The 13608-nt window shown below is 70.8% G+C and carries 12 protein-coding genes; 7 read left to right on the top strand and 5 right to left on the bottom strand.

Going from position 1 to position 13608, the window contains the following annotated elements; all coding sequences use genetic code 11:
* Positions 1 to 374: 374 nt before the first annotated feature.
* The gene (locus RM704_RS07200; RefSeq protein WP_033532062.1) at positions 375 to 1634 is read left to right on the top strand and encodes an NAD(P)/FAD-dependent oxidoreductase; all 1260 of its coding nucleotides are present in this window, start codon (positions 375 to 377) and stop codon (positions 1632 to 1634) included.
* Positions 1635 to 1869: 235 nt separating this feature from the next.
* On the opposite strand, the gene RM704_RS07195 is transcribed toward RM704_RS07200, so the two are convergent.
* Entirely contained in the window at positions 1870 to 2658 is a 789-nt protein-coding gene (locus RM704_RS07195; RefSeq protein ID WP_033532063.1) for an IclR family transcriptional regulator, read from the bottom strand.
* Positions 2659 to 2773: 115 nt separating this feature from the next.
* Between RM704_RS07195 and RM704_RS07190 the strand changes: the two genes are divergently transcribed.
* From RM704_RS07190 to RM704_RS07180, 3 genes are all read left to right on the top strand, one after another.
* Positions 2774 to 3760, top strand: a complete 987-nt coding sequence (locus RM704_RS07190; RefSeq protein WP_052146527.1) for a 5-dehydro-4-deoxyglucarate dehydratase — start codon at positions 2774 to 2776, stop codon at positions 3758 to 3760.
* Positions 3761 to 3917: 157 nt separating this feature from the next.
* Complete coding sequence (locus tag RM704_RS07185; protein ID WP_033532064.1) at positions 3918 to 5255, top strand: gluconate:H+ symporter; 1338 nt, start codon at positions 3918 to 3920, stop codon at positions 5253 to 5255.
* A gap of 77 nt (positions 5256 to 5332) precedes the next feature.
* Positions 5333 to 6661, top strand: a complete 1329-nt coding sequence (locus RM704_RS07180) for an enolase C-terminal domain-like protein (protein WP_033532249.1) — start codon at positions 5333 to 5335, stop codon at positions 6659 to 6661.
* 579 nt (positions 6662 to 7240) lie between these two features.
* Here RM704_RS07180 and RM704_RS07175 read toward each other — a convergent pair.
* The 3 genes from RM704_RS07175 to RM704_RS07165 all read right to left on the bottom strand — a co-directional run bounded on the left by RM704_RS07175 (position 7241) and on the right by RM704_RS07165 (position 9778).
* Positions 7241 to 7453 carry a DUF6480 family protein gene (locus RM704_RS07175; RefSeq protein ID WP_033532065.1) on the bottom strand — a complete coding sequence of 71 codons (213 nt, stop codon included), beginning with the start codon at positions 7451 to 7453 and terminating at the stop codon, positions 7241 to 7243.
* A 373-nt stretch (positions 7454 to 7826) separates the two neighbouring features.
* Positions 7827 to 8903, bottom strand: coding sequence for a MerR family transcriptional regulator (locus RM704_RS07170; protein WP_052146528.1), 1077 nt, complete (start codon positions 8901 to 8903; stop codon positions 7827 to 7829).
* A gap of 224 nt (positions 8904 to 9127) precedes the next feature.
* Positions 9128 to 9778 carry an RNA polymerase sigma factor gene (locus RM704_RS07165; protein ID WP_078937511.1) on the bottom strand — a complete coding sequence of 217 codons (651 nt, stop codon included), beginning with the start codon at positions 9776 to 9778 and terminating at the stop codon, positions 9128 to 9130.
* Between the two features lie 331 nt (positions 9779 to 10109).
* Here RM704_RS07165 and RM704_RS07160 point away from each other — a divergent pair, with 331 nt between their 5' ends.
* The 3 genes from RM704_RS07160 to RM704_RS07150 all read left to right on the top strand — a co-directional run bounded on the left by RM704_RS07160 (position 10110) and on the right by RM704_RS07150 (position 12058).
* On the top strand, positions 10110 to 10925 hold the full coding sequence (locus RM704_RS07160; RefSeq protein WP_033532066.1) for a DUF4397 domain-containing protein: 816 nt from the start codon (positions 10110 to 10112) through the stop codon (positions 10923 to 10925).
* The gene (locus tag RM704_RS07155; protein ID WP_311590193.1) at positions 10918 to 11601 is read left to right on the top strand and encodes a class F sortase; all 684 of its coding nucleotides are present in this window, start codon (positions 10918 to 10920) and stop codon (positions 11599 to 11601) included. The genes RM704_RS07160 and RM704_RS07155 overlap by 8 nt, the downstream gene beginning before the upstream one ends.
* Positions 11602 to 11731: 130 nt before the next feature.
* A complete protein-coding gene (locus tag RM704_RS07150; protein ID WP_052146529.1) occupies positions 11732 to 12058 on the top strand; it encodes a hypothetical protein in 327 nt (108 codons plus the stop codon).
* Positions 12059 to 12489: 431 nt separating this feature from the next.
* On the opposite strand, the gene RM704_RS07145 is transcribed toward RM704_RS07150, so the two are convergent.
* Complete coding sequence (locus RM704_RS07145; RefSeq protein WP_033532068.1) at positions 12490 to 13608, bottom strand: fatty acid desaturase family protein; 1119 nt, start codon at positions 13606 to 13608, stop codon at positions 12490 to 12492.

The raw sequence follows: 13608 nt of genomic DNA, 5'->3' as shown, positions 1-13608 counted from the left end.
GGGTTTTAGCGGCACCACCGCTGAACGGCCAACGGAACGTTCACTTCTCGGCGGCAGCTGCGGTCCGTGACCTCGCGCCGCCGCGGTGACCTGATTTCGGCGGCGGAGACAGGCCGATGGCCGGAAAGCCGAACTGGAGATCTTCGATGGCTGAGATGGCGACGGCCGGAATTCGGCGAGGGACTACTCCAAAGTCGCGAGTAAGGGGGCGGTGGGCCCTCGCCCGCGGTCCTGGGTCGTACTTCGCCACGACGTCGGTCTGCGGGGAGCGGCAGCCGTACCGGGCCGGTGGTGCATCCGTGGGCCGGTCGCGCGCGGAACACTGCGGTGTAGGGGCGGTGTGGGCCGCGCCGGCAGGCGGGAGAGGTGGTCGTGTGTCCGCAACCGAGGACACGAGGGACGTGCTGGTGGTCGGGGCCGGCGTGGCCGGGCTCGCGTGCGCGCGGGATCTGCTGGCGGCCGGTGTCGGGGTACGGGTGCTGGAGGCCGGTGACGAGGTCGGCGGGCGGATGCGTTCGGACCGGGTCGAGGGGTTCGTGGTGGACCGCGGGTTCCAGGTGGTCAACACGTCGTACCCACAGCTCCGGCGCCGCGTCACACTGAAGGACCTGAAACTGCGGCCCTTCACCCCCGGCGTCCTCATCCAGGGCCCCTCGGGCCGGCTCCGCTTCAGCGACCCCACCCGCCGGCCCCGTACGTTGCCCGACCTGCTGCCGGGCCGTCTCGCCGGGCCTCGTGACCTGGCCGCCCTCGGCCTGTTGTCCGCCCGCGACATGCTCTCGTCCCCCCGTCGGCTGAAACGGCTCGCGGACACCACCACCCGCACCGCGCTCGCGGACGCCGGGTTCTCCGAGAGCTTCGTCGAAGGCTTCTTCCGCCCCTTCCTGTCGGGAGTCTTCCTGGAGGACGACCTGGAGACCTCAGCCCGGATGTTCCACCTGGTGTGGCGGAGCATGCTGCGCGGCACCCTGTGCCTGCCCGCCGAGGGCGTCGGAGCGGTTCCCCGGGCCCTCGCGGCCGCCCTGCCCCAGGGTGCCGTGCGGCTGGAGAGCCCCGTGGCGGGGCTCACGGACGACGGGGTGCTGACGGCCGAGGGTCGGGAGATCCCCGCACGCGCGGTCGTGGTCGCCACGGGCCCCGGCTCCGTCGGCGTGCTGCTGCCCGAGGTCGCCCTTCCCGGCTACCGGACCGTGACGACGTACTACCACGTCACTTCGCGTTCCCCGCTCGGGGAGCCGACCCTGCTCGTGGACACCCGGCGCCGGTTCCTGAACACCTGTGTCCTCAGCGACGTCGTGCCCTCCTGCGCCCCGCCGGGCCACGCCCTCGTAGCCACGTCGGTCCTCGGCCGAGGGGAGGAGGACGGGGAGCCCCGGGAGGCGGGGGAGCGGCGCATCCGGGAGGCCCTCGGCGAGGCGTACGGCACCGGGACGGGCGACTGGAGCCTGCTGACCGTCCGCCGCATCGGGGACGCGCTGCCCGCCATGGCGCCGCCGCAGCCGCTGACCCGCACCACACGCGTGGCACCGGGCCGCTACGTGTGCGGCGACCACCGCGCCACCGGCTCCGTCCAGGGCGCGCTGGCCTCCGGGGCACGGGCGGCGCGCGAGGTACTGCGGGACCTACGACGCTGAGGCGCGTGGCCGTCGTCCCGTCGGGGTGGGCAATCGCTGGGAGCCGATGTCGTCGGGGTGGGCGGTCGTCGGGAGCCGCTGTCGTCAGCGCGGACCGTCGCCGCGCCGGCTCTCCTGGCGCCGCAGCTCGTCCACAACCGCGAGACGATCCAGCTCGCGGACCGGCTGAGCCATCCGGAGATGGCGCTCCAGGCGGGCTCGGTGCCGGTGCTGGACCAATGCCCTCATCAGAGCCTCAGCGCCAGTCAGGCACGCCCGAGACCGGCGGTAGCTGGGATTCGATCTTCGCTCGCATCTCCCGCATCACGGAGACGATGCGGGACTCGTGCTCGGGGGTCAGACGGGCCACCGGGACCGAGCAGCTGATGGCGTCGGTGGCCGGGGTCGTGTAGCGGAGAGCGAACCCGAAGCCGGCGATGCCGATGACGGTTTCCTCGCGGTCTATGGAGTAGCCGCGTTCGCGGATCCGGGCCAGGTCGGCGTGGAGGGAAGCGCGGGTGGTGTGTGTGTTCTCCGTGAGGGCGGTCAACGGGCCATTCGGAAGAGGGAGGTCGTCGTCGCGGAGCTCGGCGAGGAGGGCTTTGCCGAGTCCGCCGGCATGGGCCGGGACGCGACGGCCGACGCGGCTGATGGTGCGCAGGTACTCGTGGGACTCGCGAGTGGCGAGGTAGACGACGTCCGGGCCGTCGAGCCGGGCCATGTGGATCGTCTCACCGAGGGCGTCCGACGCCTCATCGAGGTAGGGGCGGACGACCCTGATGCGCCGGTCGCCGTCGAGATAGCTGGTGCCGGTGAGCAGTGCGCGGATGCCGATGCCGTAGAGCGAGCCGGTGACGTCGGTGCGGACCCAGCCGCAGTCGACGAGGGTCTGCAGCAGTTGGTACATGCTGCTGCGCGGCACGTCCAGTTCCTCCGCGAGCTGGTCCAGGCGTGAGGGCTGCTCGCCCCGCCCGGCCAGGAGTTCCAGCAGCGCGACGGTTCGGGCCGCCGACTTCACCCCACGGACACCCGTCTTCTCGACCATGAACTCATCGTAGGCGCGCGCGAATTCGTGTCGGCATACCCATTGACCCACTCCGTTCACAGATCTAGCCTCCATCTGCATACGCAGACAGCATCTGTATACAGGGACGGCTTTCATGGCAGGGATCAGCATCGAGGTGGCACAGGTGGCACAGGTGGCACAGGTGGCACAGGTCGCTCAGCGGCTCCGGGGCGGCATGGAGAGTGGGGTTCTGTCCTTCCCCCTCACCAGCTTTCGGGACGACGGAGGCCTCGACCTGGACGCATACCGGGTGTACCTGGCCGACCGGCTGGCCACCGCCCCCGGCGCGGTGTTCCCCGCCTGCGGCACCGGCGAGTTCTTCTCGCTGGACGAGGACGAATACCGGGCGGTCGTGCAGGCAACGGTCGAAGTCGCTGACGGGCGCCTCCCGGTGGTCGCGGGCATCGGCTACGGCTGGGCCCAGGCCATCCGGTTCGCTCGCATCGCCGAGGACGCCGGCGCCGACGCCGCCCTGGTACTGCCCCACTACCTGGTCAGCGCCCCGCAGGACGGCCTCGTGGAGCAACTGCGCCGGATCGCCGGGGGCACCCGGCTGCCGCTCATCGCCTATCAGCGCGGACAGGTCGCCTTCACGGCAGCCTCTCTGCGGCGTGTCGCGGAGATTCCGAACGTCATCGGGCTCAAGGACGGCCACAGCGACCTCGACCGGCTCCAGCGCCTCACGTTCGCCGCGCCCGAGGACTTCCTCTTCTTCAACGGGGCCGCCACCGCGGAGATCCAGGCCCGCGCGTACGCCACCGTCGGCGTCCCGGCCTACTCCTCTGCCGTCCACGCCTTCGCCCCTGAGATCGCGAACGCCTTCTTCGTCGCCCTCGGGCAAGGCGACCACGGCACGGTCGGCAAGCTGCTGCGCGATTTCTACGTCCCGCTGGTCGAACTCCGAGACCGGGTGCCGGGCTACGCCGTGTCCCTGGTGAAGGCCGCCGCCCGGCTGCGCGGCCTCCCGGTCGGCCCGGTGCGTGCCCCGCTCGTCGACCCCGGCCCGGCCGACCTGTCCGACCTGGAGAAGGTGCTGGACCACGGGCTGAGCCTGGTCGGCGCGGAACGACGACCTGCCTGACCCGCCTGACTCGCCTCACCCGCCTGACGAATCCCGCACGGCGAGTCGTCCGACGCGGCCGCAGGCACCTCGCCGTGCCTGCCGGGCTCCTCCGCGCCTCACTGCCCCTCTCCGCCCTGCGGCCTCCTCTCGCTCGACAGTTCAAAGGAGAACTGCCATGCCTCTTCTCGTAGTCGGGATCAGTGTCCTGGTCCTGCTGCTCCTCATGACCAGGCTGAAACTCAACGGCTTCGCGGCACTGCTGCTCGTGGCGGTCGGCGTCGCGCTGGTCCAGGGGATTCCGGTGGCGACCATCCCGGACGTCCTCTCCGAGGGCATCGGGGGGCAGATCGGCGACACCATGCTCACCATCGGGCTCGGTGCCATGCTCGGCCGGGTCATGGGTGACTCCGGCGCCGCCCAGCGCATCGCAGGCAAGCTCCTCGACGCCTTCGGCCCGCGCTGGGTGCAGGTGGCGATGGTGGTGACCGCGATGCTGATCGGCGTGACCATGTTCTACGAGGTCGCCTTCATCATCATCGTGCCGATCGCGTTCACACTGGTCAGGGTCACGGGGGCACCGCTGCTGTGGGTCGGTCTGCCGATGTCCATCACGCTGTCGACGATGCACAGTTTCCTGCCGCCGCACCCCGGTCCCACCGCCGTCGCCGCGAGCTTCGACGCCTCCGTCGGGCTGACCCTGTTCTACGGCCTGTTCATCGCCGTCCCCGCCGGCGCGCTCATCGCCCTGGTCTGGCCCCGCCTGCCGTTCATCAAGGCCATGACGCCCTCCATTCCCCAGGGTCTGGTCAGCGAACGCGAGTTCACCGACGAGGAGATGCCCGGCCTCGGCTGGTCGCTGTTCGTGGCGCTGTTCCCCGTGGCGCTGATCGTGGCGGCTGCCGTGACGGACATGGCCACTTCCGCCGAGACGGGGTTCCTGCACTTCGTCGCCTTCATCGGTTCGGCACCGATCGCGCTGCTGCTGACGCTGTGCCTGGCGATCTGGGCGTGCGGGCCGCGGATCGGCCGGAGCCTGGAGGAGGTCGGCGCCTCCTGCTCCTCCGCGGCCAAGGCGATGGCGATGATCCTGCTGGTGATCGGCGCGGGCGGGGCGTTCAAGAACGTCCTCGTCGAGGGCGGGATCTCCGACTACATCAAGGACGCCACCGACGGCTGGTCCATCTCACCGATCATTCTGGCCTGGCTCGTCGCCGTCATCCTCCGCATAGCCCTTGGCTCGGCGACCGTGGCCGTCGTCACGGCCTCCGGCGTGGTGCTGCCGCTCCTGGCGGGGAGCGGGGTCCACCCGGAGGTGATGGTCCTTGCCGTCGCCTGTGGCTCCATCGCGTTCTCCCACGTCAACGACCCCGGTTTCTGGCTCTTCAAGGAGTACTTCAACCTCTCCGTCATCGAAGCGATCAAGGTCCGCACCAGCTACACGACCGTGCTCGCCATCCTCGGCCTGGGCGGCGTCCTGGTCGCCGAGCAGGTACTCGACGTTCTCAACCTCTGAACCACACGCACGACCCCTTGGCTCGGAACACTCCGCGCGCCCCGTACCACCTCACCCCAGAAGGGCACCCGATGAGCATCGGACAGCCGACCGTCACGGCGTTCGCCGTCTACCCCGTCGCCGGACGGGACAGCATGGAGCTGAACCTCTCCGGCGCGCACGGCCCCTACTTCACCCGCAACGTCGTCGTCCTCACCGACTCCGAGGGGCGCACCGGACTGGGGGAGGTGCCCGGAGGGGAGAACATCACGCGGACACTGCGGGACGCCGAGTCACTGATCGTCGGGGCCAAGGTGGGCGACTACAAGCGGGTGCTGCGCGCCATAGGTGACCGGTTCGCCGACCGCGACGCCGGCGGGCGGGGCACCCAGACCTTCGACCTGCGCACCACCGTCCACGCGGTCACCGCCGTCGAGTCGGCACTGCTCGACCTCCTGGGACAGCACCTCGATGTACCGGTCGCGGCGCTGCTCGGCGACGGCCAACAGCGGGATTCCGTCCGGGTACTGGGCTACCTCTTCTACGTCGGCGACCCGGACCGCACCGACCTGGAGTACGTCCGTGAACCCGACTCCCCGGTGGAGTGGTACCGCGTCCGGCACGAGGAGGCCCTCACCTCGGAGGCGATCGTCCGGCAGGCCGAGGCGGCCTACGACCTCTACGGGTTCAGGGACTTCAAGCTCAAGGGCGGTGTCCTGGAGGGCGCCGAGGAGGTCAAGGCCGTACGTGCCCTCAAGAACCGCTTCCCCGAGGCGCGGATCACTCTCGACCCCAATGGCGCCTGGTCACTGCGCGAGGCGGTCGAGCTGTGCCGTCCGCTCACCGACACGCTCGCCTACGCCGAGGACCCCTGTGGAGCTGAGGGAGGCTACTCCGGACGGGAGATCCTCGCCGAGTTCCGTCGCGCCACCGGCCTGCCCACCGCGACCAACATGATCGCCACCGACTGGCGCCAGCTGACCCATGCCCTGGCCCTCCAGTCGGTCTCCATTCCGCTGGCCGACCCGCACTTCTGGACCATGCAGGGCTCGGTCCGCGTAGCACAGTTGTGCAACGCGATGGGCCTGACCTGGGGTTGTCACTCCAACAACCACTTCGACATCTCCCTGGCCATGGTGACCCACTGCGGCGCCGCGGCCCCCGGTGAGTACAACGCCCTGGACACGCACTGGATCTGGCAGGAGGGACTGGAACGGCTCACCACAGCACCGCCCCGTATCAGCGGCGGCGAGATCGCCGTTCCGGACGCCCCGGGCCTGGGGGTCCACCTCGACATGGACCGACTGCTCGCGGCTCACGAGCTCTACCAGCAGAAGGCGTTGGGAGCCCGCGACGACGCAGTCACCATGCAATACCTCATCCCTGCCTGGGCATTCGACAACAAGCGGCCCTGCCTGGTGCGGTAGGCGACGTTCGCAGGTCGCCAAGAGCTCCTGGTGGACCGCCGGCATCGCCGCCGTGGCAACCTTGCTCGCCTCGGACCAGCACGGTTCGGCGATGCGCATGGGGCGCAACCGCCGATGGACCGATAGCGCCGATGCCTGCGGGGCTGGGCGTGGCCGCCGCTGTCGGGCACCGGGACTCCGACGTGGTGGTCTTCGCCCATCCGACGGGCCGCACTCAGCCGCGTACGGCGGTCTCCAGCGGAAACCGTGTCCCCGTCGTGCCCCAGGTGGTTCGTGTCGAACTGCGTCTCGAAGCCGTCCCGCGTGCGCTGCTACGGCCACACTGCCCCACGACGACCCGTACCGGCGGCGCCGCCACCCCCGAGAGGCGGTCCGGGAAGCCCTCGCCGCACGACGCCGGGCACGCCGGGCGGCGCTCGGCCCCGCACCGGATTCCACCCCGGCGCCCGCGCTCACGCAGCCCCCGGACCGAATCGGGGACCCGTCCCTGAGCGTGAAGGAGTCGCCTGCCCACCCCCGTGGAACCACCCCGAGGGCCCGCCCCGCGATCAGGGCAGGCCCTCGGGGGACGTGGCGGGGTCACAGGGTGACCATGCGTACCAGGAAGAAGGCGGCGACGAGCAGACCGCCGACCGCGAGCAGGAACAGCCACAGGTGCGGATGCTCCCAGAGGCCTCCGTCCGGTCGTTCGCGGTGCGCCTCGGCCGTCGACCCTTCGGCGGCGGGGGTCTCACCGGGCGGGGAAAGCTGCTCGCTCCCGGCACCTGCCTCGTGCGGCCTCTTGGGGTTCATCAGCACTCCTCCGGGCTCGGGACGATCGTCGTCCGCTACGGAACAGAAGCCGTATGCGGGGACGCATCACAGCTGCTCTTCCGCTTGGAGGGCGAGTCCGGATGCGTGTGCGGAGCTAGGGCGCTTCTGATGGATCTCCGTGGGAGAAGGAGCGGCGTCGTGGGGGCCCCTCCCGGTCGAGCGAAGCCGAGACTGGGGGAGCGTGCTCTCGGCGTGCCGCGCGGAAGCCCGCGTACTGGACGTACTGGGGTTTTCGCGCGGTGCGGCGAGAGGGCGTGCCGGGCGTCGCGACGCCGCGGAGATCCATCAGAAGCGCCCTAGCCGCCGGGCGACTCGGTGGTCCGGCCTCCCGGTTCACTCACGGCGCAGCGGATCACACGGACTCCGGTGCGTGCTCCTCACTCGCCGTGGACGCGTCGTCGCCGGGGCGACCGGCGGAGACCGTGATCCTCACGGCGTCGCCCAGACCGAAGGGGCGCAGGAGCTCCGGATCCGAACGCAGCCCCCATCCCGGGCCGCACAGCAGAACATCACTGCGGGTCCGGGCACCGTGGATCCCCCAGCGTATGGCCGCGAGGTGCCGGGCGAGCGGGAGGTTCGCGGTACTCCGGGACTGCGACCACAGGACCACGGCGGCCGGGGCGACCCTGCGGACCGTGGCCTCCAGCGCTTCGACCGGCACCGAACCGCCCAGCATCAGGACGCGCAGCCCCCGCTCGGCCAGTACGGCGGTGAGCACCTCCAGCGGGAGGGTGTGCTGTTCGCCCGGCAGGCACGCCAGGAGGACCTGGCGCGTGCCTGCGGCTCGGCCTTGGGCCGTGGCGCGTGCGTAGGCGTACCGGAGGACCGTGGAGATGTGCCAGGACAGCAGGTGCTCCACTTCCACGTACCGGTCGTCGGAGGACTCCCACCTGCGTCCGACGTACCGCAGCGTCGGAACGAGGATCTCCTCCCACGCGGCCACCAGGCCGTACGCGTCCACCGTCGCCGTGATCTGCTCCTGTACGGCCTCGGCGTCCATACGGACCGCCGCCTGCGCGAGCCCCCGGCACAGTCGGCGCGAGTCGGCGATCGGCGGGACATCCGCCGGGGCCGCGTCCACGGGTGAGAACGGCTCGTCGACCGGTGCGAGAGGGCGGGGAGGCGGGTGGCCTGCCAGGGGTGTCTCGGCGGCCGGGGAGCGCACGGTGCCGGTTCTGAGCGCCTGGGCCTTGGCGGCCCGGGCCGCCTCCCCGGGAGGGAGGCCCTCCGCGGTCATGCGGCACATCTCCCGCACCATGGCGACGTCCTCGGCCGTCCATCGCCGGTGACGCCCCTCGACCCTGGTGGCCGGCCCGAGACCGTAGCGGCGGTCCCAGGAACGCAGTGTGGTGGGAGAGATGCCGAGCCTGCGCGCGAGCATCCCGGTCGTCATGCCGGCCCCGGCGCCGGGTTCCTCGTGCGCGTCCATCCTGTCGCCTCCGCCGTAGCCGATGTCCCTGGCCTCGATGTCCCGGGCCTCGGGGCACGGGAGGTATTCACCGTCCGGCGTGCGGACGGATGCGATGCGGGCGATGTGGGCAAGGCGCCGAGATGATGCGCCGAGACGATGTCTGGGGGCAGGCGCGGTGAGCGCGCCCGCCGTCCAGGGCGGGCGCCCCGGGAACGCGGCGGGCGACGAGCGCCGGGACGCGGTCAGACAGCGGGTTCCATCACCCGGCGCAGCGAGTGCAGGGCCAGGCGGATATGGCTCTTCACCGTGCCCAGGGGCAGCCCCGTGAGCTCGGCGATCTGCGCCTGGGTCATGTCGCCGTACACGGCCATGCCCAGCACACGCCGCTGCACCGGCGTCAGACGCTGGAGCTTCTGCAGGACGAGGACGCGGTCGACGGCGGCCTGGCTCTCGTCGACGCCCCAGTACCGCACCGCCTCCTCCTGCTGGGCCGCGGACATGCTCTCGACGTCGGCCCTGCGCGCCCGCGCCGCATGCGCGTCCGCTATCGCATGGCGCGTGATGCCGACGAGCCATCCGCCCAGCGCGCCGCGCTCCGGGCGGTACCGCTCACGTCCCCGCCAGGCGGCCAGAAAGACCTGCTGGGTGACGTCCTCGGCGTCCCGCTCATCGTTCAGCGAGCGCCGGGCGAGCGTGTGGACGAGGGAACCCCACCGCCGGTACGCCAGGGCGATCGCCTGCTCGTCCCCGGCGTGGAACCGCCGGGCGAGTTCGGTGTCATCGGTTTCCTCGGGCGCCGGGAGCGGACCGGTCACCCTGCGGGGATCGGGGTGGCGGGGATGGGTGCGCTCCGCGTCGGCGCTCAGGTGTGTGTCGGGCGGTGCAGTGGTCATCGTGAGCTCCGAGGTCGAAGGAGTACGACACGACGACCGTCCGTCGAAACGATGCGGCGGGCAACGTGCAGCGTTAGCGCATCGAAATGCTCCACTCAAGCGCCCATGCGGCCGGCCCGCTTCTCCGGAGCCCACGCACAGGGCCTTCGAGCGACGCAAGCCCTTCAAGCACACGTTTCGTCCACCCGCAAAGGGCGCCAGGAAAAGACGCCCCGGGTAAGACGCCCCGAAAAAGACGCCCGGAAAGAATCTGCATCCCCCGCCGCGGCACGCACCGAAGACCAGGTGCACTCACTCACAGGGAGTGGGCAGTTCGAAGGGACAGCCAGCCATGATCTCCCGGACCCCCGTTGCCGCAGCAGCCTCGCTCGGCGTGTGCGCGCTCGTGCTGTGCGGCGCCGGAACAGCGAACGCCGCCGCCGACGACGACAAGGCCATGGTCTCCGTCTTCCACGCCGTTCCCGGCCTGAACGTCGACGTGTACGCCAACGGCGACGAACTGATTCCCGACTTCGAACCGGGCACCCTCACCGACCCGCAGCCCCTTCCCGCCGGCTCCTACGACCTGAAGGTCTTCGAGGCAGGGGCGGACCCGAAGGGCGAGCCCGCCATCCAGAAGACTGTCGAGGTTCCCGCGGGGGCCGACGCGACCGTCGTGGCCCACCTGAACGCCGACGGTGCGCCACAGTTGGACGCCTACGTCAACGACACCTCCGAAGTGGCTGCCGGCCAGGCCCGACTGACGGTCCGTCATGTCGCGGCGGCTCCGGCCGTCGATGTCAGGGCTGGCGGCACACCGGTCTTCAAGGATCTCGTCAACCCGAAGGAGGACACCGCCACCGTGGACGCCGGCACGGTCTCGGCGGACGTCGTGCTGGCCGGCACCGACGACGTCGCCATCGGTCCCGCCGACCTCGCCCTCAAGGAGGGCACCTCCAACATCGTCTACGCCTGGGGAAGCGCCGATGACAAGAACCTCGCTCTGAAGGTGCAGACCCTGACCGGCATGCACTCCTCGCCCTCCGGTGTGAACGCCGGTTCGACCAACGACACCGACGCATGGCTGGCCTACGCCGCCGGAGCCGGCCTCCTCGGCCTCGCCGGCGCGCTGACCGCCCGCCGTGTGGTGTCCCGAGGCCGTGCGTGACACCGGGCCGGTCCCGTGGTTCCGGCGGCGTCTCCAGACAGCGGTGACAGCCCTGCTGGCGGTGTCCGGAGCCACGGTGCTGGCACTGGCACCGTCCGGCGGTGAGAGCCTTCCGCCGACCGCGGACTTCGACGCGAGGGCCGCCGACTCGTCGCCCATGGCCCCGCCCGACCGCGCGGAGAGCACCAGCACTCCGGCCACGGCGGCGAACCTGGGCCCCGCCTCCGACCCGAGGCGGCTCGACATCGAGCGCGTCGGTCTCAGCGCCGCGGTCGAGCCCGGCGGAGTGGCCCCGGACGGCACCGCCGAGATTCCCGAGGACCCGGAGAAGATCGGCTGGTACCGCTTCGGTCCCGCTCCGGGCGAACCGTCCGGTTCCGCCGTCATGGTGGGACACGTGGACTCCCGCACGGGCGACCTCGGGGCCTTCGCCGCCCTCTTCGACGTACGCGCGGGCGACGAGGTGACCGTTCGGCGGGCCGCCGCACCGCCCGTCATGTACCAGGTCGTCGCGCGCATACAGGTGGACAAGGACCGGCTGCCCGCCTCGACCTTCGCCAGGACCGGCGAACCGGTCCTCACGATGATCACCTGCGCGCCCCCCTTCGACGGGGATCGAGGCGGCTACCAGCGGAACCTGGTGGTGACGGCGGTCCCGATCACCTCCACGGAATGAGCCCGTGGCCCGGTGCGCCCGCTTACGCTGCCGTCGATTGCCGTCGATTGCCGTCAATTGCTGTCCATGCCCGGGGCGGGGGAGGGGACCATGCCTGAGGGGCGACCGGCTGCACGAGGGGAGGCGGAGCATGGCGCAGCACCTGGACCCCGACGAGCTGACCGACCTCGCACTCGGACCCGTTGCCCGCCCGACCCCGGGCCAGCACGCTCATCTGGCACGGTGTCCGGCGTGCCGCGATGAACTCGACCAGCTGCGACGCGTGGTCCGTGCCGCCCGGACCGTCTCGACCGACGACCTCCTGACCGCACCGCCCGACGAGGTGTGGCGCTCGATCTCGGCGGAACTGGAGTCGGACACGGCCCCGCACCGGCAGGCCGGGAGCCGCGACACCCCACCGGTGCCGGGTCGAAGCGACGGACGTGACGGAACCGACGAAACCGACGGAACCGACTGAAGCGGCGGACGCGGTCCAGCGTGGCTGCGCCGCCCCGCCCGCCCTGGCGGTCGCCTCCGCGAGTCTCGTCGTGGGGGTTGCTATGCAGTGCCGTCACCGCATGGCGGCTCGCCGACGACACACCGAGGGCCGAGGGGAGTGCGCCTGATCCGCGGCTCCGGGGCAGAACGGGAGGTCACGGTGACCGTCAACCGGTCTGCCCCGCACGGACGGCTACTGGGCGACCTCGGCCGGGACCCCCTGATCGACGTGTCGGCGCAGGAGGACGACGGCAACCCGGCCCATTCCAACCGGAGCGTCGTTCGCGGCCCCCTGCCGGCTGACCCGGTACCGCCGAAGCGAGCGGGAACCCGGCGGCAGCGGCTCCCTCTCTGAACCGTCGGAACAGGCCTCGCTTGCGATGTCGTTCACGGCCGGAGCCGATCCCAGAATCAGGCCGCGACGAGTTCCTGCTCGCGGTCCGGGGTTTTGACCTTGGGCTTCTTGTTCGGCAGGGAGAGCCGGAAGACCTTGTGCCACGCGGAGAACACCTGCTTGGGCAGCGGCCCGGTGACGTACTCCAGCTCGTACTTCTCGAACAACGCGCGCACCTTCACCGCGACCTCGGCGTACCGGTTGCTCGGCAGGTCCGGGAACAGGTGGTGCTCGATCTGGTGCGACAGGTTGCCGGTCATGAAGTGCATGGCCTTGCTGCCGCTGATGTTCGCCGAGCCCATCATCTGGCGCAGGTACCACTGGCCGCGCGTCTCGCCCTTGATCGACCGGCGCTCGAAGACCTGCACGCCCTCGGGGAAGTGCCCGCACATGATCACCGAGTGGGTCCAGAGGTTGCGGACCAGGTTCGCGGTGAACGTGGCGGCGAGCGTGGTGAGGAACGACGGGCCCGACAGCAGCGGGTGGATCACGTAGTCCTTGAGCACCTGCTTGCGGATCTTGCGGCCCACGGCCCTGGCCCGCGCGCGGAACTCCGGGTTCTTGCGGCGGCGCTTGTGCAGGTTCTTGCCGAGTTCCAGGTCGTACGCGGCGATGCCGTACTCGAAGAAGCAGGCGTTGATGAAGTTCCACAGCGGCTGGCCGAGGTGGAACGGGTGCCACCGCTGGTCCTCGTCGACGCGCATGATGCCGTAGCCGAGGTCGTTGTCCTTGCCGATCACGTTGGTGTACGTGTGGTGCAGCTCGTTGTGCGAGTGCTTCCACTGGTCGGCCGGCGAGACGTGATCCCATTCCCAGGTGGTGGAGTGGATCTTCGGGTCCCGCATCCAGTCCCACTGGCCGTGCAGGATGTTGTGGCCGATCTCCATGTTGTCCATGATCTTCGCCACGGACAGACCGGCGGTGCCGATCAGCCACGCGGGCGGGAAGAACGAGAACAGCAGCACGCCCCTGCTGACCAGCTCGAGCTTGCGCTGCGCCGAGATGACCTTGCGGATGTAGGCGGCGTCCTTCTCGCCGCGGTCGGCGAGAACCTCGTCGCGGATCGCGTCCAGCTCGCGGCCGAGCTCCTCGATCTGCTCCGCGGTCAGGTGGGCGGTGGGGTCGATGGCGGTCAA

Source organism: Streptomyces gottesmaniae (genome assembly GCF_031845845.1).
In the GTDB taxonomy this organism is placed as follows: Bacteria; Actinomycetota; Actinomycetes; order Streptomycetales; family Streptomycetaceae; genus Streptomyces; species Streptomyces akebiae.
The sequence above is the reverse complement of the archived record's forward strand: the minus strand, read 5'-3'. Positions and strand labels throughout refer to the sequence as shown.

What these genes read in the sequence shown, in the direction of transcription:
- RM704_RS07190 (WP_052146527.1), top strand. Translation starts at nt 2,774, where the DNA reads ATGGCAGGGATCAGCATCGAGGTGGCACAGGTGGCACAGGTGGCACAG.
- RM704_RS07175 (WP_033532065.1), bottom strand. Translation starts at nt 7,453, where the DNA reads ATGAACCCCAAGAGGCCGCACGAGGCAGGTGCCGGGAGCGAGCAGCTT.
- RM704_RS07195 (WP_033532063.1), bottom strand. Translation starts at nt 2,658, where the DNA reads ATGGTCGAGAAGACGGGTGTCCGTGGGGTGAAGTCGGCGGCCCGAACC.
- RM704_RS07170 (WP_052146528.1), bottom strand. Translation starts at nt 8,903, where the DNA reads ATGGACGCGCACGAGGAACCCGGCGCCGGGGCCGGCATGACGACCGGG.
- RM704_RS07150 (WP_052146529.1), top strand. Translation starts at nt 11,732, where the DNA reads ATGGCGCAGCACCTGGACCCCGACGAGCTGACCGACCTCGCACTCGGA.
- RM704_RS07165 (WP_078937511.1), bottom strand. Translation starts at nt 9,778, where the DNA reads ATGACCACTGCACCGCCCGACACACACCTGAGCGCCGACGCGGAGCGC.
- RM704_RS07185 (WP_033532064.1), top strand. Translation starts at nt 3,918, where the DNA reads ATGCCTCTTCTCGTAGTCGGGATCAGTGTCCTGGTCCTGCTGCTCCTC.
- RM704_RS07160 (WP_033532066.1), top strand. Translation starts at nt 10,110, where the DNA reads ATGATCTCCCGGACCCCCGTTGCCGCAGCAGCCTCGCTCGGCGTGTGC.